The following is a 20,696-nucleotide window of genomic DNA, read 5'->3' as shown; positions in this document are numbered from 1 at the left end:
GAAGATTGGAGGATCAACGGGAAGTATCTCGAGCTTTTACTGATCCATTTTTCTTTTCATTTCGCGAAATAATATTCTTGCCCCGGTAATGATCCATACGTAAAGGGCTCTTGCTCATTGCCAGTGGCCCGAAGCACGTCGTCACGCACCTTTCGGAGTAGTAGGTTGATCTCAACGCCCGGTGCGCCGATGTTGTCGAGCAGGGCCGTGGTGAATGGACTATGGGAGCCGGATTGCCCATCATCAGCCACGGCGCCATCTCGAGCAGCATAGATGACCATGGTCCCGCTGTCGGGCTCGACGCGCGCGAGCCCTCTTGGAAGGCTGCGCTTGGCACTCGTGACCATCATCTGATTCAAGAACGGATCATCGCGGCAGGCGTCAAGAAACACGAGACGCAGTTTCTTGGCGCCACTGATGGCACCCATCATCTGGTCGAGCGAAATTGTTTGTAGGGCGACCTGGCGATCCGACTTCAGAGCGGCATCGACCGGCACCAAATAGTTCTTACCATCGACCACAAGGCCATGGCCCGCGAAATAGACCACGGCCCAGTCGGCCTGGCTGGCGACATCCGAGAATTCAGAGAGCGCGGAGATCATCTGGGCTTGTCCGGCATTGGTGACCAGAGTCACGGTCCTGAAACCCAACGCCTTGAGCTTTTCGGCGACGGCCTCGGCGTCCCGTTGGGGATTGGGGAGCGCCGGCACATTCTTGTATTCCGAATTGCCGATGACCAAAGCGACCCGATTTTCATTGATGGGCGCCGCCGTCGCGACAACAGGAGATTGTGCGGGTGCTGGTTTGGATGGCATCGCGTCATCCAAATAGCGGCGCAGCGGCAAGAACTCCCGGGACTGGACATCATAGACGAAGGGTTCGGACTTCGCCTGTCCCGGAGCAAGGAAAACGCTGCCCTTGGCAAGCGGATCATTATTGTCGGGGGGCTTGTAACCTCCTGTCGAACACGCTGCCTTTATGAGGTCATTGTCGGCATATTTGACGTCAACCAGAAGCGTCTGCGGCTTAGGTCCTGGCCGGACCTTGTCGACGTCGAGATAGACGATGCGCTTCGAACAATCGACCGGATCATTGTCGTAGTACCGGCTACCAGAGATCACCTCGGCCGTATCGATGGCATTGAAGACACTGCTGCCATTCTGCCTTCTTGGCCAATAACTGGCCAGGCCGCTGTCGTGCTCTCCCATGCCGTCGTATTTGGATATGCAATAGAGCGTGTCCTGATCGTAATCTCCGGCGACCGTCACGCAATTATCCCCGACAGGCGAACCCGCCACGAAGGACAGGAATTTTAGAGTTCCGCGAGATCGTTGCAGAAGGACACTTCCGCCGTAATTGGTGGCGTGTGACTCGCAATCGCTCCGATAGGATGCGAAGATCACATCTTCGCCCTGGAATCGCTGCTCAAAGACGCCGCCATCCAATTCCACATTGCAGGTCGAGCTGGAATCGCTGCCTGGATAGTTTCTCACTACCTTGCAATTGTTGTCGTCGACATCTTGAGGAGCGCAGAAAGTCGCCAGCACGTCGGCTTTCGTGACCTGATTTCCAACGCTCTTCGTGCCAGCGATTTCGGGTTGGCTGGCCCTCGTCACCACTGGCGCTTGATTTCTGGTACGCTGCAGTTCGGCCAGGATTCCGGGTGCATCGGGATCGGTGGGGTAGGTCTGCATGAATACCTGAATGTCGCTCAAGGCCGCCTGGCTATTGCCGAGCATGGCGTTAGCCTGGGCGCGTCCCTTCAAAACGTAAATCGCCTTCGGATCCAAGATGAGCGCATTATTGAAGTCGCGTATCGCCTCGTCAGCTCTATTGAGCTTCACCAGCGCTTCGCCCCTAAGGTTCAGAAAACTGGGATTACTAGGTTCGATAGCGACGCTGGCGTTGAAATCACTGAGGGCCTCCTGCCACCGATCCAGCGAGCCGAGCAGGAGACCCCGGCTCAGATGTGGGAAGGCGAGCTTAGGCGCGAGGTTCATCGCCGTGTTGACGTCGCTCAGCGCCGCCTGGAAATTGCCGAGGCCTTTGAAGGCTGCTTGCCTGTTGTCATAATATCCGGCAACGCCAGGATGCAGCGCGATCAGCTTGGTGAAATCGGCCACGGCCAAGCCAAATTGCCGCTGTTCCAGGTAGGCGTTGCCCCTGCGCAGATAGGCCTTTTCCAAAAGGCCTTTGTCCCTCAATGTCGAGATCGCCTGCGAACAAGCCAAGATCTTGTCGGGCGACGTCTGGGCGCTCCTGCAGCCGTTCCATGCGGCCTGCTGAGCTTCTACCGGACCGGCCAGTGATATCACCAAAACAAAAATCGTCAGTATCGCTAGGAGATAATCGAGAACGACCCTGGAACGATAGTCAGCCAATCTCATGTTACCTTTGCCCCCTAAGGAATTCCTGATTTCAAGGTTATCCTGCACGGAGACGGGACGCACGTATGCTCCCCACGGGACAGAAAATATTTCTATGGGGATGACACGATCCCGGCCTTGAAAGCTTCGGCCGGTGAGCACCTTTGAAAGTTGGGAATCGGGACCGACTTCTCGCTTCTAGAGTCCAGCTTCAACGTGAAATCACATGTCGAACAGGCAAGATGCCCTCGTAGCATTCAGTCAGGCCCACATTGCGGGTGGCGGAACGCCTCAGTCGGGAATGATGGCGAAGAAGCTCGCTCCTGGCCTCGGAAATCTCCTTCGACTGTTGCTCTGATTGGTCGGGCGATATGGCCTTGACCCACGTGTACAAATTATGTGGCGACACGCCGAAGCGGGCGGCGACATCGGGAGCGCCGTGACCTTGCTCGGCCACCTGCCTGACAGTTTCCTCTTTAAATTCCGGCGTAAACCGCTGTGAATTCACAAGCTGCCTCCTATGCTCAAAGGATAGGCAGGACTTGTCTACCGGATGGGATCGGTCCACGTTGCCGCTCTGCATTTCCATAGTTGCCGGGGGCGGTACTCCTGCCTACCGCCGCGCTCCCCTGTCGCAGCGGTGGTTTGTCGTGGCTCAGGCCATCGCGCAGCCAAGTCAGGCTATTTACAGAATAAATCATATACCAATATATAGCGTGTAACTTCGGGTAACTGGCGAGCCCGATTCCGTCGGTACCGTGCAGGGCCGTTGCCGTCCGACGATTACGATAGCCGAGACCTTAGAGGAGAGTGCTTAGCCAACAAGCAGAACAATCGCGCAAAAGAAAACCCCGGCGCTTCCAACACCGGGGTCTCTTTAAAAGTAACCAGCTAGCCCTTGAGATTGCAGCTCCAGCGACCTGACACCACAAAGACAAGCCAGCAACGTCTCCAGTTGCGAAGTTAGTCAATCTCTGTGTCAGCGTCAAGGCGTTGCGGTTTTCTTGTTGGCGGAGCTTTGCCAGAAGGACCCCGCTAAATGGAGCGGAACGTAAATACCTGGCCGGTATCAAGGCCCGGGGTGGAGAAACGCGCCCCCGAGACTGATTTCACGTCGCTTGGATCGAGCCTCTGCGCTGGTCTTGAACTCGCGAACGCTTCGTCTGCGCTCCCCCATTTGCGGCAACACGAAGTGAAAGACCGGCAACCAGTTCGCCGGCTTTCGCATAAGGCGCAACATTGCGAAGCCGCGATCTGGCGTTCCACGTCCCGCAACGAGATCCGGACGATCGTCAGGACGGCACGTCGCTTTGACCGCGCTGGGCGCCAGGCTGGACGTCGCAACGGCCCCCTTGGTGGCGTTGCCCTCGAACTGATCGAGCTGTTGGCCAATCTTGTGGACTTTCGCACAGGTCGCCTCGAGCCTTCAATTGGCACCCTCATGCGTCTCCTTAAGCGTTGCCGAAGCGCTGTAGTCGGCGCACTCCAGGCGCTTCGTCGGCATGGTTTCCTAGACTGGATTCGTCGCTATGTCCCCACCGGCATGGGTGGCCGCGGGCCGCAGGTCCAACAAACGAGCAATGCCTACAGGCTCTCACTGCCTCAGAACGCCCGGGCTCTTCTGGGGCACTGGGTCGCTTCCCCTCCAATGCCCGAGGACGCGGAACATGAAAGAGCGCTAGGTGCCGCGCGGTTGCAGGATTATCAGGAGCATCTTCCGCCAGAAGAGCTCCCCTTCTTCCTGCACGGGCGCAATCCTCTCTCCGAAAGCCTCGCACGGCTTGGTTCGTTGATCAGGAAACGTGAGTCCGCCAAGCGGACTGAATCCCGAGTGAATTATATAACTAGGGCGGAGGAATAAGGCGGGGAGTTCCGAGACCGAGAGATGTTGCCCTCACGGTAGAAATTCCGCGTCGCCTTTGGCGATCAACATCCCGTCGCGGGCTGAATTGTCGCTTTATTCTGTTAGACCAGTGGTTCCAGTTGGCTTCCAATGAAGCCAAGCGGATTGGCCATGTCATTATCTTTCGTGAAGCGTCCGTCTTCGGAGGCTAAATGTCAGAATGCGATGTCGCGCCCAGATTCTCGGTCGATGAAAGGGGCAGGGGCTATATACCTCGCTCCGGTGCAGGGCTGTTACGGACGCAATCTGCGAGAAACGGGCACTCAATCCGCCGATAGTGCCATTAACCCGGGCTAGGATCCGCGCCGCCGGCGTCATCACTTGTATGACCATCTCCCGTGAGGCCTAAATCTGCATCGGCTTAGATCGCGTACGGAGCGCCGGGGTTTCGATAGCCTATCCCATGTATGAGGCCACATTCCCTGGCGCATAGGCGCCATTGCTCTTTGGCTGTCGTCCGGCGTCCGTCGCCAATCGCTATTGCTCAGTTACATAAAAAGTGGTCATATGAAGTGATATGGTTTAAGAATGTGGATCATCACATTGGTCGCGTATTTGCTGCGTTCGTGCACCTCGATGTGGTCTGGCGTATTCTGTCGCCTTCCAGCCCGAATTGATGGCCGAATTGGAAGCCGCTGCAGTTTGTGGCCACCTGGAGGTGGGGCCGCGATCCGTTGCGGAGATGAGCTTTCACCTATCGCCTTCGTCGGTTTCGGCGTCCCCCGTCGGTTCGCATTTTCGTCTGCCTTCATTCCTCGCGAACCAAAATGCTTCCTCAGTTCGGAGATCAGCGCTCCGCTAGTCCGACCGCGTGGCGCGGTCGGCTCTGAATCCGCTCGCCGGCTATTGACGGCTCACATCGCAACGGGCGCAACCCCAACAAGGAGAACGGCCATGAAGAACTTTTCGGAATTCAGCATCCTGGGCAATATCGGCAAGGTCTCGAAGGTCGGTGCCGCGACCAAGATCAACATAGCCGCGAACTATCCGCAGCAGGACAAGAACGGTGAGTGGTCGGACGACACGCACTGGGCAACAGTCACCCTTTTTGGAGAGTACTTGCAAAACAAGGCTTCCGGCTACGCCATTGGCGATACTGTCCTGGCTCGGGGGCGGATCCGCAACGGCAGCTATGACAAGAATGGCGAAACCATCTACACCACGGACCTGGTTGCGTTCGAGTTCGGACGGGTTGCTAAGAAGGGCGATGCAGACGATAGCCGCGCCTGAGTTGGCGGGAGGGCGCCATCGGCGCCCTTCTCCCTGATATTGGATATGCCGCTGCCAGAGGGTTTTCCGGCGAGATGTCGAACAGACCACGGGGGCCGTGGAGGTCATTCCTCCACCTGGCCATCGTATTTCTGAAACTCAATGACGCCTTGTATGGCCGCTAGCGCGAAAAGACGTCGGTCGAACTGCCCGGCCGCTTCGCACTTCAACGCCGCCCCTCGGACCAGCTGTTCGACAAAGAACCGCGCGGCAACAAAATCCGGCATTCCAGGCATAGCGGCGACAATCTCGGCAGACTTTTGCCCCGAGGTGTCGTCGCTGACGACGGAGGAGGCCCAGGCAAGGATGCCGCTGATAGCCGCCGTTATGTCGCCCGGCGTCAAGTTGCCGGCGTCCAGGTCGCCGGCGATCTTCGATCCTGGCAAAACCCGTGCGGCGGCCGCACATAGGTTCGCACTCTCGGAGAGGGTAAGGTTTCTCATCTTGCGCTTTTCCCTTGGACGGCGAAGCAGGCCCCGTCCTGCTTCCCGAGCTCGCGCGGAGCAGCGGGTGTGCAAGCGGGCAAGCCGGTTCTCGAGGGACCCGTCTGCAGGGAGCGAAGCGAACGAAGATGGGACGGAACCGGCTTGCCGGCGCGCCGAGGGCAGAGCCCTAAGCCGTGGGTGTTCGTGAAAGGGAATTGTCATTGGACCGGGAACCAAGCAGGGCTCTTTGCCCCCGCGGCCGACGCCTACTCGACCGGCAAGGACTGGTTGTCGGTTCGGGACCACATGGTTGCGAAATGCTGGTCGAAGCGCCTGGCCGCGTCGCTCGAGTAGATCAGCACCAGGTCGTTGTCCTGCTTCTTCAGTCCCGCCATCGAGAAGTTGGCGGAGCCCGTGCGTAGCAGTTTGCCATTGATGGTGTAGCCCTTCAGATGCATCAGGTCCTGATCCCGGGCCTTTACCTTGACCTGGACATTCGGCGTTTGGGCCAGCACGACCAGCGGATGTGTCGGCGTGAGCGAGAGATGCTTGAGCTCGCCGGGATCCAGGTAGATCCGAATATGCGTGCCGCGGATGGCCGCGGCGGTAAGGGCGTTCATCAGCCGGTAGTCCGAAAACACGAAGGAGGCCATGTTGATGAAGCCGCCGTCCATGCCGTCGAACAGGGCCGTGCCTGACAAAGGAGAGAAGAGATGACGGACGTTACCACGATTGCGCTTTCCAAGCTGATTCCGAGCGCCGACAATGTGCGGCGCGTCAATTCGGAGGCCGGTATCAGCGAGCTTGCGGCTTCCATCGAGGCCAACGGCCAGTTGCAGAACCTCAATGTGCGCAAGGCCAAGGGCAAGTTCGAGGTGGTGGCGGGTGCGCGTCGGTTCGCAGCCCTGAAGCTGTTGCTCAAGGAAGGGCGCAGCGTGCAGGGCGTCGCGGTGACCAAGGAATACCCGGTCCGGGTTGCCATATTGACCGGCGAGCGGGACGTGGAGATTTCTCTTGTCGAGAACATCCAGCGCAGCGCCATGCACCCGGCCGACGAGATTGAGGCATTCCGCAGGCTCAATCAGGACGAAGGCCTGCCGAGCGAGGAGATCGCGGCGCGGTTCGGCATTTCACATATGACGGTTCGTCGCCGGCTGAAGCTGGCAACCCTGTCGCCCCGGCTCTTGGAGGAACTGCGCAAGGAAGAGGTGAGCCTTGAACAGGCCGAGGCGCTTGCGATCAGCGGGGATCACGAGGCGCAGGAACGGGCATGGTTCGATGTGAACTCATTCTATCGTCAGCCGCACTACCTTCGTTCCGCGCTCACCAAGGAAGCCCTGTCCGGCAAATCGGCGCTCGCGCAGTTCGTCACGCTCGAAGCTTATCGCGCAGCGGGCGGGGCAGTTGAGGAGGACCTGTTCTCGACGCAGGACAGCATCTATCTGTCCGATCGCGACCTTGTGCGCAGGCTGGCCGACGAGAAGCTGGCAACGCTGGCCGAGCCGGTCAAGGCCGAAGGGTGGTCATGGGTCGAGACGTCTCAGGAGGCTGTGTCGACCTACGGAATGCGCACGCTTTACCCCAAGCAGGTGCCCTTGGGCGACGAGGATCAGCAGAGGCTTGAGGGACTGCAGGCGCGATATGAAGAAATGGAAGACCAATCCGCTGCCTTCGAAAACGCAGATGACGATGAGGCGGACCTGATCGCCTTCAACGCGGAGATGGATGCCCTCGAAGAGGCCATCGAGCAGCTGCGGGCAACCTCGCAAGCCTTCACCCCCGAACAGTTGGGCGTTGCCGGCGCGATCCTCTATGTCGGCCATGGCGGGCGTGTCGAAATCAGGCGCGGCATCGTGCGCAAGGAAGATGAGGCACGCCTTGTCGTGCGTGACGAAGGACAGGACGTCGCCGGGGAAGGGGAGGGCGCTCCTGTTGTCGCCGAACCGGAGGCTATGGGGTTCAATGGCGCTCTGACCGAGGAACTGACCGCGATCCGAACCGCCGCTCTGCGTTGCCAGCTGGTGGAAACGCCCCAGGTCGGCTTGGTCGCGATACTGCATCCCTTCGCCGTGCGTACGTTCTACGCCGATCTGAGCTATTCCAGCATGCCGAGTTCCGCCGTCGAGGTTCGCGGCGAAGCCCGCCGCATCGAAACCTCGATCAAGGAGCCAGAGGCCTGCCGCGCCCTCGTGGCGTGGAATGACATCATGGACAGCTGGAAGGCACGACTCCCGAGTGATGCCGCCGAGCTTTGGGACTGGTTGCTGGACCAGACCCCGGCGACCCTTGGACAGCTGCTTGCAGTTGTGTCCGCTGCCAATCTCAATGCGGTGCAGATGGGTTTCGAGAAGAAGCGTTCAGACCGGGTTTGCAACGCGGACCGGATCGCACAGGCGATTGCTTTCGATATGCGGGCTTGGTGGAGCCCCGAACGTGAGTTCCTTGGCCGAGTGTCCAAGGCGACCATTGCCGGCATCATGAAGGAGGCGGGCTTGCCAGATGGCGCTGCTGCCGACATCGAGCGCCTGACGAAGTCGGAAGCGGTTGACCGGGCGGAGCGTGACCTTGCCGGGCGCGGCTGGCTTCCCGAGGTGCTGAAGACGCCGGAGGCGGTGCAGCAGACCGAGGGAGCGGAGGAAGCCGAAGACGTCGAGTTTGCCGAGGCGGCGGAATGAGGGAGCGGGCCCGGCGAGAGCCGGGCCATTCCCGTTGAAGCTATCACAAAATGCCCGGAATCGGCCGGGTTTCACCGGAAAACCTTTCCTATGTTTCGACAGGGAGGCCAATTCACGCTATAAAGAGCGTGAATTGGAATGTTCAGATGACCGTCGCTTTCGCTCCCAAGACAGATGCACGCAGCAACAAGGACCGGGCCGCCGCCATTGTCCTCAAGCTGGCGCATCAGCATAATATTCATTACGTCAAGACGGCTCGCGACCGCTGGGCCGACAAGGTGACGGAGCTGGCTGGCGACGAGGTGCAGTTCGATGAGATCGAGCAGCTGATCATTGCGCTCGAGCGCGCGAAGGTCGTGTCCAGCGACGACGCCACGAACCTGATCAAGGCCTATCTCGGCGGCAGATAGACCTCCCCTTATGGCTTTCGATCCCTTCGGTGATGCCGCAACGCGCGGCTATTTGCGCAACTCCCTTGGCACGTCCGATATGGACGTACTCAAGAGGTTCGAGCACCACGAGTTCGTCCGAAAGGTCGACAAGGCAGCCGATCAGCTCGCCCAGGTTTCCAAGATCTCCTATGCGGACATCCAACAGGCGCACAAGACCCTGTTCGAGAAGGTGTATCCGTGGGCAGGAGAGGACAGGTCGCGGACCGCCCCGAATGTCGCAATCACGAAGGCGGGCAAGGACGACATGTTCGCCCATCCGCAGGAGATCGGCAGGGCCGTGGACTATGCCCTGAAGCAGGGGCAGGACAAGGCGTTCATGGCGGCCAAGCCGGGCACGGTCATGGGCAGTCTCGCCCACGCCCATCCCTTCCTCGATGGCAATGGCCGCACCATCATGGTGGTGCACAACGAGTTGGCGCATCGCGCCGGCATCAGCATCGAGTGGGAAAAGACCAGGAGGGACGACTACCTCGCCGCCCTGACAAAAGAGCTGGATCATCCCGGCAAGGGGCACCTCGACGCCTATCTCAAGCCCTTCGTTCAGAAGGTGGCTGACCGGGAAACCCAGCTTCAGGCCCTCAAGGAGCTTCCCGGCCTGGATCCGAAAGTCGAAACGGCCGGCAAGCCGGTCGAGGCGGGCGCGGGGCCTGAAGCCGCAAAGCCGGCGCCGGCCGACAAACCGCGCGGTCAACGACTGCGGTGACCACCAAGTCACGGAAATTAACAGATCGGAGTTATCGAATTGAAGTCATCCACGATCTCGACCACAGTTGACTGCCTGAGGGTGTCCCGCCTCATTCACAAGTCGCGCTTTGAGGGAGACACGGAAGCCGCGAGATATCGCCAGATCGCCTTCCTCAACATGATCGGGGCCGAGACCGCCATGGGGCGCAGGCCGACTGTGGCGGACTTGGCTCTCAGTGTTGGCTCAACCGCTGCAGAGGGCGAACATCTCGCAGAGGTGATGGAGGCTCGCGGCCTGGTGGCCAGGACACGCGTCCCGACCGTGTCGAACACGGCTCCCGGCATGATGCTATCGATCCGCGCGGATGCAGCCGAGGCTTTCAGCCGCGCCCACATCGATGCCGGGTGCGGACCTTTGCTGTCTGCTGAATAGGTCGCGGCGGCCGTCGCTGACTTGGATCCAGAAACGGATGAAAACGCCGTTGCGCCTTGCGGCGCGCGAGAGGGCGCAAGCCCCCCTCTCGCGCTCTCCCAGGCTCCAATTCGGCTCCCAGTCTGCCAGGGTGACACTGCCGTCATGCCGGATTCGCCATCGCCATTACTTCTGACGGACAGAGGCCGCGTTCGTTTCCCACTCGACCTTTGGCCGATTGGTCACTCCCGCCGCTTTGTCGTCGGCGCTGCCGGCGACGCCGTTTTAGTTGCGCGTCTCGGGGGCATTTACAAGGATGCGTCGCCTACGAGCGGCTGCGCATAGTTCATAGACGTATGCCCTGCCGACCATTCAATAATCCTCGTCATCGTCGGCTGGAAACGACGCCCAGCCCACGGCCGATCCGCCCCAGCTCGGATGCTGGAACAAAGCGCGCTTCCATTTGCACCTCGAGCACCGCATGGCACGCAGTATCACGTTACTCGAGGTATCCCGCCCCCATCTTTGAATGAGCGATGGGACTCGGAAGGCCTTGCGCCGCATGCAGCGATTGCACACGATCCAGATCCAGCCGGCCTCATTCGCCAGCCCGGCGACCGTCGGCGCCTGATTGTCAGGCTGCAATCGCTCTGCGCCGTGCCTGATATCGGCCCCTGCAGCCAGGCCCGGGCTGACGGCACGACCGTCCATGAAGTGAACCGGCCGATCGTGCCAGCTGATAAGGCTAGGCATCTGGAACCGATGGGTGAGGTATGCCCATGCCGGCCGTCGATTACAGTGCTCGCAGATCGCGCTGTCGTAGATCTCGGCAAGAGATGCGGTCGCGCGAGCCTGTTCGGCTAGATCCCGGAACATGACCAGCACTTCCCGGGGGCAGACCTGCCGACAGAACCAGAAACTAAGCCTCATTCCGGTCCAGCCGTCCGCGATGGCCTCCTCGACGGTTTGAGGGTAGGGGCCATAGCGGGGGAACTTCAGAGATTGGGTCATTCACGCAGAAATTTCTCCCGACGCCCACGCGAGTAGCCGCGGGAGATGTCGACGGCGAGGCCGGCGATTTCAGCCTTGAGCTCATCGAGCTCGGTCTGTTGATGAAACACCGTCACCAGAAGCACGCGCACGGCCGCTCTCGCATCGCCGTTGCAAGCGGCAATGGCATCGTCGACACTGGTTTCGAGATCTTCGGGCGCCGGCTCCTGGGCCGGCCGGCTCATCGCTTCACGATACGCAGATGCGTCTCCTGCGGCGCCCGCTCCGGATCGCGCCAACCCGGCGGCCGCTCACCGACTTCCTCATCCTCGAAGCCGCTCATGTCGTGCAGATAGTCCAGGTCTTCCTGAGACAGGCCGTCATCATAGGCCGCTTCCTCGGCGTCGGCCTGCTCCATCCTGGCCGTCAGATGCGTCTCCCGGAGTTCACCATCATCGAGGAGTGGTTTCAAATCATGCTCCGCTCGAAGCTTGTCGAGATCCAGTGCGATCGTGTCGCGCTCGTCCTCGATATCGGCGTTCCTTTCGACCATGAATTTCAATGCGGCCATGGGATCGCCGCCCGAGCGCTTCAATAGATCGCGCATGATGTCGACGGTGGTGCGGCCGATGTCGAAGCGATCGAGCCGGGCCATGAAAACGCCCTCGTCGAAATTATCAAAGATTGCCATGTTCGCCTCCACAGCAGGTTCGATTTGAACGGGAGGCTACGCGTGGTCCCGCTAGCTGTCGAGTCTTTTGTTCTTTTTTTGTTCACGTGTCAGCCGGTGTTGCGGAACGAGCCAAGCCGAAGCATGCTGCGCGCCGACGGGAGGCAGAGCATGTGCAACCTCTACAATCTCCGGATCACGCAGGCCGAACTCAGGCTCGCCGGCAACGTCGTCCGTGACGTCCTGAACTGGCCGGATTCCACCGACATCTATCCCGACTATCCGGCCCCGATCGTGCGCACCGGGGCAGACGGCGTTCGCGAGCTTGTAACCGCGCGCTGGGGCATGCCGACGCCGCCGAAGTTCCTGGAAGGCAGGAAGGCGGACCCTGCCGTCACCAACATCAGGAACGTCTCGTCGCCGCATTGGCGGCGCTGGCAGGGCATCGAAAACCGCTGCCTGGTGCCGATGACGTCGTTCTCCGAATACTCGGACATCGAGACCAGCGAGAAGGGGCGCAAGGCCCTGAAGTGGTTCGCCCTCAGCGACATCCAACCTCTCGCCTTCTTCGCCGGGATCTGGACGTCCTGGACGAGCGTGCGGAAGGTCAAGGAGGGCGAGGTGACGACCGACATCTTCGGCTTCCTGACGACGGACGCCAATGCGGTGGTGAAGCCACACCACGCCAAGGCCATGCCCGTGATTCTCACCGAGCCGCAGCAGTTCGAGATCTGGCTCAAGGCGCCGTGGAGCGAGGCGAAGGAGCTGCAGCGCCCGCTGGCGGATGATGCGCTGGTTGTACTGGCCTCTCCCACGGCGCAGAGCGCGGCCACAGCGACGTAGCGTCGCTATGGCCGCTTACCTTATCGGCAATTGCTTGGAGGATGGTGGCGACTCTTGCGCATTGCCAGCCAGCCGCGCCTTGCGCAGTCGCTCCGTCTTCTCCCTGATAGCGGCAATCTCTTCATCGATGATGGCCTGCGACGCGGCGTCCGTGGCGGCATGTCGAACTGCCCAAATAGGAGCCCTTCCTTGTCTGTCTTGTCCGTCATCACGGTTTTCGTCGAGTTCGGGCGGAACGGGAACGTCGACTTGCTCAAGGCCGAGCCGCATGCGCTGGCCCTCGGCATAGTTCATCGCCCATTCAAACTCGGCGAAGGTCTGGGCATTTAGTTCACCATCGCTCTCGCGGACATTGACGAGCCATTCCCCGCCTTCCTGCACAACGCTTACCTTTGCGATTGCCAGATTTTCCGGTGTCATTCCCCTCAACCTCCACACAACTGGCGCGGAAGCATCATCGGGCACCTTCAGATGTTAGCGCCAAGTCGGCCATAAGGAATGCTAGTCCCAATTTTTGGACCAGACAAGAAGTGACCTTCTTTGTGCTTGATCTAGTCAAGGAAGGTTGATGGAATCGCCTTAGCCGCGCTACGCCTCCGGCATGGCCTACGACAAAGCCCTAGAACAACTCCGCAGCCGCAACCCGACACCCGATCCCACACGCTGGGAGCAGGTGAAGCACGACGCGGCCCGCTTCATCGAGAAGTGGGGCGACAAGGCCGAGGCGTTCGGCTGGCCCGTTGATGAGCTATTCGGAATCGACCCTATCGCTCCGTTTGCGCGCTACGAGAACATGGGATTGGTCTGGCTGCTGCAGGGCAGGGCGGTCGACGACCTGACGAAGCAGTTTATCGTGATCGGCCGGACGAGACTGTTTCGAAAGCCCCAGGAAGCCGCAACGTAGGCTGCTGTCATTCACATCTTCAACGGTCGATCGCTCTTCGCAGCAAGTCATCGGTCGTCGCATTCTCCGCCTGACCGAGCAGGAAATTGTCGGCCAGGCCAGAAAGGGCCATCGCGATCTCTGTCGGCCTCCAGCCGACAGCTCCCGCGCGGGCAATGAGTTCCAGGAAATGCGGCTCGAGTTGGAATTCACAATCGAGCAGGCGATCGGAGATGTCTTGGGCTGGATCGGGGCCGCGTAGCTCTGACATTGGGCCATGTCCTCGTTATGCGAGCTCAGCCGGTAGCATGAGCGCGACGGGTGGTTCTGTCCACGATCGTATCCACGATCGCGCATACCCGCGCCCAAGAGGAAAGGGGGCGGTGAACCGCCCCCCTGCAGTATGGTAGCCGCAGCAAGCGGCACAGACCGGCGCCCTTCGGACGTATTTCAGCCAAGCAAGGGGTTGGCGAGGCGGTCGGTGGTGTAGGCCCAGGCGCCCTTCGGTGCCTGAGCGCCTTTCCGGTGCGCTTCAACCACGGCCTGGTCACAACGGATCCCGGTTACTCCTTCTGGACCCACTCGGCCTGCTTGCTTGAGGGCGGCCGAGTGCCCGCACATTCCAAAGACCTGTCAGTCGCCGGCCTCGTCCTTCACACTGTTTGAGCTGGGAGGCTTGACCCTCCAGTATTGCCGGATTCATGGCCAGGCGAGCGACCGATCAGGCGGAAGCGGGCTTCTTCATGGGGGTGGCGTTCCCTTCCTTGTGAAGGCGATGTCCCGTTGCCCTCCTGAAACTTTTCCTTACAGCCGCCGGTCCGGGTGTCGTCCCTGGCCGCGCAGAATTTTCCCCTGCCGTGCGGGCATTCCTCGCGATGCAAAATTCCTTCGGCTGGCGGGAGCGGCGCTGCGCTGGCCTGGGCTTGCGCCCAGCTCTACCCGGCCCTTGTGGCGGCCGATGCCGGGTTTCATCGCAACGGGGCATCGCCCCACGAAGGAGAGACGACAATGTACAGCGAAGCCAGCTTCCGCCTGATCGGCCGCATCGCCAAGATCGAACGCGCCGGCAAGACCGTGAGGGTCAGCATCGCCTCGAACTACAGCGTGAAGGACGAGGCCGGCGACTACCAGGATCGCACCCGCTGGAACACGGTCACGGTCTTCGGCAAGCAGGCCGAGTGGGTCCAGAAGAAGCGCTCCAAGGGTGACCTGGTCCTGGTCGAGGGCAACCTCGAGGATCGCTCCTACGAGAAGGACGGCAAGACCGTCTACACCACCGACCGCCTCGCTAACACCTTCGAGCTTCTGGCCGGTGCCCCCGCGAGGGATGCGGGCTGACCCGAGCGGGACGGCGAGCAAATCTGCAAGGGGGCGGTTCGCCGCCCCCTTTCGTTTTGGGTCGCGAGTAAAGGCGGCAACATCCTTTGCTGAGTGATGCCGGCACCGATCGGCGCCGGCATGGCGGGGAGAAGAAGCGCTGCCTCTCTCTCCCCAGCAAGGCCGTCTTGCGGGTGTCCCCATCCTTCGTCGCTGCGCTCCTGCAGGACCGCGAGGATCCTCGCGGCCGGCTGCGCCGGTGGGCGATCCCCCTCCCGCAACACGGCCTTGCCCCCCTCTCTCACCGCTGTTCCGCACGAGCTCGGGAAGCAGGACGGGGCCTGCTTCGCCGTTCGATTGAAAGAGGAGATGAGATCATGACCGTTTACACCAAGACCGCCCGTTTCGACCACGCCCGCGCGCTGACCGAAGACGAGATGCGCACAATTGCGCCATCGATCTTTGCCACCACGGCCCATGACAGCCGCTCGGAGCGGTTCCAGCCGATCCCGACGATCGAGGTGCTGCGTGGCCTGACGAAGGAGGGATTTGTACCGGTCGGCGTCAAGCAGGCGGTGGCGCGGGACGAAAGCAAGGTGCCGTTCACAAAGCACCTGATCCGTCTTCGCCGCATCGATGACGAGCAGGTCTACAAGGTGGGCGATACGGTCTGCGAGATCCTGCTGAAGAATGCCAATGACGGCACGTCTGCCTATGACCTCATGGCGGGACTGTTTCGGATCTGCTGCATGAACAGCCTTGTTGCGCAGACGGGCACGATCGACAGCGTGAAGGTGCGTCATAGCGGCGACGTCGCCGGCAAGGTGATCGAAGGCACCTATCGGGTGCTGGGCGAGGCTCGCAACGCGCTCGCCGCTCCTGCCGACTGGTCCAAGGTGCATCTGAGTGCCGAGGAGCGCGCGGTCTTTGCCGAGGCCGCCCATGTCATCCGCTTCGGAGACAATGAAGGCGAGACGGAAACGCCGATCAAGCCGGCGCAGCTGCTGGTTCCCCGCCGTCGGGACGATGCCGGCCGGGACCTGTGGACCACCTTCAACGTGGCGCAGGAGAACGTCATCCGGGGCGGCATGAGCGCCTGGGCGGTCGGGGATCATGGCCGTCACCGCCGCGTTACCGCCCGTGCCATCAACGGCATCGATCAGGATGTGAAGCTGAACAAGGCCCTTCGGCAGCTGACGCAGAAGATGGCCGAACTCAAGTCCGCTGCGTGACCCAGCCCGGGCCGGTCGCAAGGCCGGCCCGTTTCCTCGAGGAAGGAGGATCGATCATGAAGCGGTCTGCTTTGCGTCCCGCCAGGATTGCGAATGTGGAGGCCATCGACGAGACGATACGCCTGTTGTCCGAAACGCTGCGTTGGGCCCGCCTTGCCGACGAACGCCCGGCGCTCGCCGCCGTGTTTTCAGCCCTGCGCGTCGCCAAGGGCGCACGCCAGCATCTCGCTCGCCGGATGCGGTCCGCGCGATGACACATTGTCAAATTTGCGGCGCGCCGTCGCAGCCCGGCGCGCCGGCACGATCTCCCATCATCATGTCCGTGGAGATCCGACGAAGATTGCTCAGGGTCATATGCTGGGCCTAGGTCGGCTCGCTGTGCAGCCGGCTCGATGAACGACACAACTTGCCGTGGCGCGAATTCGATGTCACAGTCAAGAAAGGGTGGGATCGACGAGCCATAGAAGCGACTAAGCACGTAGGCTCATGCAGAGATGGTGAGTGTGCGATGAACGCACGACCCCTACCGTCAAAGCCTCTCGGTCTTCAGGAACTGGCAGATCTCTTGAGGTCACATCTCAGGTCCGCGTGGCTCGTGGATGCCCACGCCGAGGAAGGGCGCTTTGTCCTAAGGCTGGCCGGCCCCGACCGCCCCTATGACCGGGAAGTGGCGCTTGGTGAGATAGATAAGCTGCTAAATTCTCGCCAGGTTTACACCTTCAACAGCGCCGGCATCGAAGTCCGGTTCGAACCAGGCGCGGCAAGCGTCGCCTGAGAACCGGCAGGTGAGTCGCTGCGCGCCGACATTGGTGGCACGCTCATTGCTCCCAGGTGCTGACGCCGATCGGCGCCCGCACGGCGGGGGAGGGCCGCGCCGCTCTCCCTCCCCCAGCAAGGCCCGCTGCGCTCAATCGTGGGTCTCCCCAACTCTCCTCCTCTCGCTGCGCTCCCTCCGTGCGAGCCAGGCGATCCCCCTCCCGCGATTGGCCTTGCCCCCCGCCATCCGGCTGCTCCGCGCGAGCTCGGGAAGCAGGACGGGGCCTGCTTCGCCTCGTTGATTTGGAGGACCATCCATGAGTGCTTTCGTCGTCTCGGACCAAGAAATTCACATGATCCTGAGCGCGGCCGTCGATATCGGCCTTTGCTCCGCGCTGGAAAATGCCGGCGATGAGGAAGCCGCCGTCACGCGGGAGAACGCGACCCGCTTCGGCCAGATGCTGCTTGCGGAGAATGTCCGCAGCGTCGTTGCACTCTACCGGATCGAGGGAACGATCGAGCACGACGGCTACCGCCAGCGGATCGAGGATTATCGATTTCACTATGTCGAGGGGGTGACGCCGGCCGGCCTGGTGCGGTTGTGCCAATACACCGAGTATCAGTCCTGCGAAACGGACGACTTCGAGTCCACGCCCGCCGCCGTTTTCTATCGCAACGCGATTGCGGCTGTCCGGACGGCCGGCCGTTGTCCGAGTGCCAGCGCGCTTGAGGCTCTTCCATGGGGCGTCGGGCGGGCGGCCGATCTGCCCGCATTCCTGACGGCGACGGTTGGAGCAAATTGACATGCGGCAGTCTCTCGCTTCCGCACTGGCGACCGGCGCCGAGGCCGTCGCAGTGCTGCTTTTCATCGGCGGGCTGCTCGCCTGCGCCGCCGCTCTCAACTGAATTCCCAAGGGCCACATCATGAACGCCGTTGTGCCGCGCGCCACCGTTGACGCTATCGTCGCCCACCGCAATCTGGCCATGGACCGCTATGCCGTGGCCTACTCTTCCCTGGAAGGCGCCTATCACGACCTCCTGGCAGCGCGGCAGGCCGCCGAACAGGCCTCGCCCGGTCTGACCCGCTACAATCAAACCTCGGCGGATGACCGCCGCCAGTTCTGGAAGGTCTTGGACCTCCCCGAGCGCGAGGCGTTCCTGACGACCGCGCGGGAGATCACAGACCGGGACGTTTGGGCGCATATCGTCCAGATGACCGACCTTGAACGGCTTATGGACAAGAAGGCCAAGGACGAGCTGCACGGCCAGTTGCAGCAGGCGCCCCCGGAAGTGACCACGGAAAACATCATCGCGACCTTGGAACGGTTCGCCCTCGATGCCGGCATGATCTTTCGGCGCGGCATAGCGCTCGCCTTTTCCGCTCTCGACCGCCGCTTTCGCTCGCATGACGGCTGGAAGATCGGTTCGAGGGTGATCCTGTCCTATTGCTTCAACGAGTATGGTAGCTGGAACTATCACCGCAATCACCGGGACACCATCCAGGACATCGAACGCACCTTCATGGTCCTGGAGGGCAAGCAGTTGCCGCCCAGCTATGCCGGACTTATCGGCGCCATCGAGCATGCTCGCGGGCGGGAATGGGGCCGCCGCCAGACTGTGGTTGAGACCGAGTATTTTACGGTTCGGTGTTTCAAGAACGGCAATGCGCATATCTGGTTCAAGCGCGATGACCTGCTGCGCCAGGTCAACAAGCTGCTGGGTGAATATTATGGCGCGCCGATCCCCGAAGATCGCGACGCGGACGAGGACGACGGCCTGCAATCGCCGAAGACGACGCCGGCCAAGCGCTACGGCTTTTTCCCGACGCCGGAGGATACCGCCGAACGCGTGCTGTACGATTTCCCGCTCTACCGAGACCAGGACGAACCGCTCTTGCGGGTGCTCGAGCCGAGTGCCGGCACCGGCAATCTAGCCCAGCTCGTCGCGCTCAAGGAGAACGGCGATCGAGAGGGGAACGTCTGGCGAGCCTGCGCAGTCGATTGCGTCGAGATCCAATCCGCGCTTGCGGCAGGTTTGCGCGCAAGCGGTCTTTACGAGCGCGTCATTCATGCCGACTTCCTCACGCTGCAGCCCGATCCGGATCGCCTCTATGATCGCGTGGTGATGAATCCGCCCTTCGACCGCGAGCGCGACATCGATCATGTCGTGCATGCGCTCAAGTTCCTCCGTCCGGGTGGTATACTCGTCGCCGTCATGTCGGCCGGCACCGAGTTCCGCGACACGCGCAAGAGCCGAGGCTTTCGCAAGCTCATGATCGAGCTCGGCGGCGGGTTCTCGGACCTGCCGGCCGGCTCTTTTTCGAGCGTCGGGACCCACTGCAATACAATCACGGTGCGAGTCCGGAAGCCGGACGGAACCAAGCCGCGTGGATACGCCTATTGGGGGCATTCCTTCGAGCTGAACTGACCGTCGAGCGGGCAAAATGTTCGCGAGAAACTGACATTTGGCTGCTTCCCCTTATTGATGCGCCACCCAATAACAGTTTGTTTTTGATGGACTTTTCTCTACGTCCGAGATAGATTTAGACTGTGCAGGGATGGTTGTTGGATATGGAGTTACTGACCATGCGCCAATATGACTTCGACAGATGGCATTACGTTATTGCGGCTTCGCAGGACGAGGCCCGATCCTTCTTCGCCGTGCCCTCCAATTGGCCCGCCGAATATTTCGAGCGCGATCCGGAGGGGCGGGGCGTCGTCTGGCGCGTACTTTCGGAGAGTTGGCTCCGCGAGAAGGCGTGCAGACGCTCAACCCTTCTGGGCGGTCGAGGCCTCCCCAAGTGAGGCTGGAAGATTGCGAGGCGTCTGTGCGTCTTGACGCTCTGCTACGCCGTCACTGGCCCCTTGGGGCGCTGGCTGATGTCGCAGGGTGGACGGATGACGAGTTGCTTGCGTTGCCGGATTGGCGGGAAGGAGACGTTCGCGAGTTACTAGCGCTGGCTGCGCATGGTGGCCGCCAATCGCTCACTGCGCAGGAAGTGTCTACCTCTGCCCCCAGCAGATCAATGGTAAGCGTCTGTAGTGGAGACCGGGATTTATGAGCAAACCAGGAAACCTGGCCGCGGATGCCGTTGCTAGAATTTCGGCGGCGCATCGCATTGTTGCGGTTCTGCCGCCTGACTTGTCCGGCTCTCCGCGCGCGCAGCATCTTGGAATCTATTATTCTCTGCTGGCGCTGCACGCCATCAATGGTCCCCCGAGTTCGGCAACGCCAGCTCCTCACCATCGCGAGACCTCCCATTGGCCCGCTACTCGTGCGAAGCCGACCGAGCGAATGTCGGGGGCTTCGCTGGCAGTGAGTTGGAGTTTGACCGCGCACATCACACCGGCGGCGACCCCGCCGCCTGGTGTGCACTCGCCCAGCATCACCGAGAGCTTTGCGAATGTCTCCGGTACCTTGCGGATGATCGCCGCTTGTGCCTGAGCTTGGGAGGGGGCTTCAACGGTCGGGGGGGTAGGATCGCCACGGGTGATCGTGGAGTGTCCGAGTGACACCCCCAGAAGAGCGCCGAATACGATTCCGAGCGCGGCAGCAAGGCCGCTGTTCATGGTCATGGCTTTTCCCATTGAATGAAGGGCACTTCGGTCAGCGCAGCTCAGCCAGATAGGCGTCCACTAGGGCCTGATCCTCCTGGTGCTTATCCAGCCCGTTCTTCTGAATTCGGAGCACGACACGCATGATCTTGGGATCGTAGCCATCGCCTTTGGCATCCTTGAACGCGGCCGATTTGGCGTCATTCAACTTTTTGATTTCCTCCTCGTAGTGTTGCAGCTGTTTTATGTAGCCGCTCAATTTCGA

Annotated in this window: 25 protein-coding genes; 14 read left to right on the top strand and 11 right to left on the bottom strand. The window is 61.1% G+C overall.

Features of this window, described 5'->3' with window-relative positions; genetic code table 11:
• Positions 1-56: 56 nt before the first annotated feature.
• Together AC6H34_RS30755 and AC6H34_RS30750 are read right to left on the bottom strand one after the other, a co-directional pair.
• Positions 57-2,381 (bottom strand): caspase family protein, encoded by a 2,325-nt coding sequence (locus tag AC6H34_RS30755; RefSeq protein ID WP_497541467.1) that lies wholly within the window; start codon positions 2,379-2,381, stop codon positions 57-59.
• A gap of 196 nt (positions 2,382-2,577) precedes the next feature.
• A complete protein-coding gene (locus tag AC6H34_RS30750; protein ID WP_497541466.1) occupies positions 2,578-2,874 on the bottom strand; it encodes a transposase in 297 nt (98 codons plus the stop codon).
• Positions 2,875-5,163: 2,289 nt separating this feature from the next.
• On the opposite strand from AC6H34_RS30750, the gene AC6H34_RS30745 reads away from it, so the two are divergent.
• Positions 5,164-5,499: a single-stranded DNA-binding protein gene (locus tag AC6H34_RS30745; protein WP_497541465.1), complete on the top strand. Its 336-nt coding sequence runs from the start codon at positions 5,164-5,166 to the stop codon at positions 5,497-5,499.
• 104 nt (positions 5,500-5,603) lie between these two features.
• On the opposite strand, the gene AC6H34_RS30740 is transcribed toward AC6H34_RS30745, so the two are convergent.
• Together AC6H34_RS30740 and AC6H34_RS30735 are read right to left on the bottom strand one after the other, a co-directional pair.
• Entirely contained in the window at positions 5,604-5,981 is a 378-nt protein-coding gene (locus tag AC6H34_RS30740) for a hypothetical protein (RefSeq protein ID WP_497541464.1), read from the bottom strand.
• 248 nt (positions 5,982-6,229) lie between these two features.
• Entirely contained in the window at positions 6,230-6,664 is a 435-nt protein-coding gene (locus AC6H34_RS30735) for a phospholipase D-like domain-containing protein (RefSeq protein ID WP_497541463.1), read from the bottom strand.
• Between the two features lie 12 nt (positions 6,665-6,676).
• Between AC6H34_RS30735 and AC6H34_RS30730 the strand changes: the two genes are divergently transcribed.
• The 4 genes from AC6H34_RS30730 (at position 6,677) to AC6H34_RS30715 (ending at position 10,207) form a co-directional block, all read left to right on the top strand.
• On the top strand, positions 6,677-8,638 hold the full coding sequence (locus AC6H34_RS30730; protein WP_497541462.1) for a ParB/RepB/Spo0J family partition protein: 1,962 nt from the start codon (positions 6,677-6,679) through the stop codon (positions 8,636-8,638).
• Positions 8,639-8,784: 146 nt separating this feature from the next.
• Complete coding sequence (locus AC6H34_RS30725; protein WP_497541461.1) at positions 8,785-9,048, top strand: hypothetical protein; 264 nt, start codon at positions 8,785-8,787, stop codon at positions 9,046-9,048.
• 10 nt (positions 9,049-9,058) lie between these two features.
• On the top strand, positions 9,059-9,793 hold the full coding sequence (locus AC6H34_RS30720) for a Fic/DOC family protein (RefSeq protein WP_497541460.1): 735 nt from the start codon (positions 9,059-9,061) through the stop codon (positions 9,791-9,793).
• Positions 9,794-9,832: 39 nt separating this feature from the next.
• Complete coding sequence (locus AC6H34_RS30715) at positions 9,833-10,207, top strand: hypothetical protein (protein WP_497541459.1); 375 nt, start codon at positions 9,833-9,835, stop codon at positions 10,205-10,207.
• A gap of 351 nt (positions 10,208-10,558) precedes the next feature.
• Here the strand turns inward: AC6H34_RS30715 and AC6H34_RS30710 are convergent, their stop codons facing one another.
• Genes AC6H34_RS30710 through AC6H34_RS30700 form a run of 3 tightly spaced genes read right to left on the bottom strand, consistent with a single transcriptional unit; the run spans position 10,559 to position 11,867 of the window.
• Complete coding sequence (locus tag AC6H34_RS30710) at positions 10,559-11,197, bottom strand: hypothetical protein (RefSeq protein ID WP_497541458.1); 639 nt, start codon at positions 11,195-11,197, stop codon at positions 10,559-10,561.
• Positions 11,194-11,421 carry a hypothetical protein gene (locus tag AC6H34_RS30705; RefSeq protein ID WP_497541457.1) on the bottom strand — a complete coding sequence of 76 codons (228 nt, stop codon included), beginning with the start codon at positions 11,419-11,421 and terminating at the stop codon, positions 11,194-11,196. Before AC6H34_RS30705 ends, AC6H34_RS30710 begins: the two co-directional genes overlap by 4 nt.
• Positions 11,418-11,867, bottom strand: a complete 450-nt coding sequence (locus AC6H34_RS30700) for a hypothetical protein (RefSeq protein ID WP_497541456.1) — start codon at positions 11,865-11,867, stop codon at positions 11,418-11,420. The genes AC6H34_RS30705 and AC6H34_RS30700 overlap by 4 nt, the downstream gene beginning before the upstream one ends.
• 150 nt (positions 11,868-12,017) lie before the next feature.
• Between AC6H34_RS30700 and AC6H34_RS30695 the strand changes: the two genes are divergently transcribed.
• A complete protein-coding gene (locus tag AC6H34_RS30695) occupies positions 12,018-12,689 on the top strand; it encodes an SOS response-associated peptidase (protein WP_497541455.1) in 672 nt (223 codons plus the stop codon).
• A 15-nt stretch (positions 12,690-12,704) separates the two neighbouring features.
• On the opposite strand, the gene AC6H34_RS30690 is transcribed toward AC6H34_RS30695, so the two are convergent.
• Positions 12,705-13,109 (bottom strand): hypothetical protein, encoded by a 405-nt coding sequence (locus AC6H34_RS30690; protein WP_497541454.1) that lies wholly within the window; start codon positions 13,107-13,109, stop codon positions 12,705-12,707.
• A 181-nt stretch (positions 13,110-13,290) separates the two neighbouring features.
• Between AC6H34_RS30690 and AC6H34_RS30685 the strand changes: the two genes are divergently transcribed.
• Positions 13,291-13,593: a hypothetical protein gene (locus AC6H34_RS30685; RefSeq protein WP_497541453.1), complete on the top strand. Its 303-nt coding sequence runs from the start codon at positions 13,291-13,293 to the stop codon at positions 13,591-13,593.
• Between the two features lie 19 nt (positions 13,594-13,612).
• On the opposite strand, the gene AC6H34_RS30680 is transcribed toward AC6H34_RS30685, so the two are convergent.
• Positions 13,613-13,843, bottom strand: coding sequence for a hypothetical protein (locus AC6H34_RS30680; RefSeq protein ID WP_497541452.1), 231 nt, complete (start codon positions 13,841-13,843; stop codon positions 13,613-13,615).
• 737 nt (positions 13,844-14,580) lie between these two features.
• Here AC6H34_RS30680 and AC6H34_RS30675 point away from each other — a divergent pair.
• The 7 genes from AC6H34_RS30675 to AC6H34_RS30645 all read left to right on the top strand — a co-directional run bounded on the left by AC6H34_RS30675 (position 14,581) and on the right by AC6H34_RS30645 (position 19,681).
• Positions 14,581-14,910 carry a single-stranded DNA-binding protein gene (locus AC6H34_RS30675; protein WP_497541451.1) on the top strand — a complete coding sequence of 110 codons (330 nt, stop codon included), beginning with the start codon at positions 14,581-14,583 and terminating at the stop codon, positions 14,908-14,910.
• A gap of 356 nt (positions 14,911-15,266) precedes the next feature.
• Positions 15,267-16,121 (top strand): DUF932 domain-containing protein, encoded by an 855-nt coding sequence (locus tag AC6H34_RS30670; RefSeq protein ID WP_497541450.1) that lies wholly within the window; start codon positions 15,267-15,269, stop codon positions 16,119-16,121.
• Between the two features lie 56 nt (positions 16,122-16,177).
• Positions 16,178-16,375 carry a hypothetical protein gene (locus AC6H34_RS30665; protein WP_497541449.1) on the top strand — a complete coding sequence of 66 codons (198 nt, stop codon included), beginning with the start codon at positions 16,178-16,180 and terminating at the stop codon, positions 16,373-16,375.
• Between the two features lie 254 nt (positions 16,376-16,629).
• Positions 16,630-16,896 carry a hypothetical protein gene (locus AC6H34_RS30660; protein WP_497541448.1) on the top strand — a complete coding sequence of 89 codons (267 nt, stop codon included), beginning with the start codon at positions 16,630-16,632 and terminating at the stop codon, positions 16,894-16,896.
• 298 nt (positions 16,897-17,194) lie between these two features.
• Positions 17,195-17,680: a hypothetical protein gene (locus AC6H34_RS30655; RefSeq protein WP_497541447.1), complete on the top strand. Its 486-nt coding sequence runs from the start codon at positions 17,195-17,197 to the stop codon at positions 17,678-17,680.
• A gap of 121 nt (positions 17,681-17,801) precedes the next feature.
• Positions 17,802-19,304 (top strand): DUF4942 domain-containing protein, encoded by a 1,503-nt coding sequence (locus AC6H34_RS30650; protein ID WP_497541446.1) that lies wholly within the window; start codon positions 17,802-17,804, stop codon positions 19,302-19,304.
• Positions 19,305-19,462: 158 nt separating this feature from the next.
• Positions 19,463-19,681 carry a hypothetical protein gene (locus tag AC6H34_RS30645; RefSeq protein WP_497541445.1) on the top strand — a complete coding sequence of 73 codons (219 nt, stop codon included), beginning with the start codon at positions 19,463-19,465 and terminating at the stop codon, positions 19,679-19,681.
• Between the two features lie 435 nt (positions 19,682-20,116).
• On the opposite strand, the gene AC6H34_RS30640 is transcribed toward AC6H34_RS30645, so the two are convergent.
• Positions 20,117-20,446 (bottom strand): hypothetical protein, encoded by a 330-nt coding sequence (locus AC6H34_RS30640; RefSeq protein ID WP_497541444.1) that lies wholly within the window; start codon positions 20,444-20,446, stop codon positions 20,117-20,119.
• Positions 20,447-20,483: 37 nt separating this feature from the next.
• Complete coding sequence (locus AC6H34_RS30635; RefSeq protein WP_497541443.1) at positions 20,484-20,690, bottom strand: GapR family DNA-binding domain-containing protein; 207 nt, start codon at positions 20,688-20,690, stop codon at positions 20,484-20,486.
• Positions 20,691-20,696 lie beyond the last annotated feature (6 nt).

Source organism: Labrys sp. ALF-8, assembly GCF_059699065.1.
Note: the sequence above shows the minus strand (reverse complement) of the source record. Positions and strands in the feature narration are given on the sequence as shown.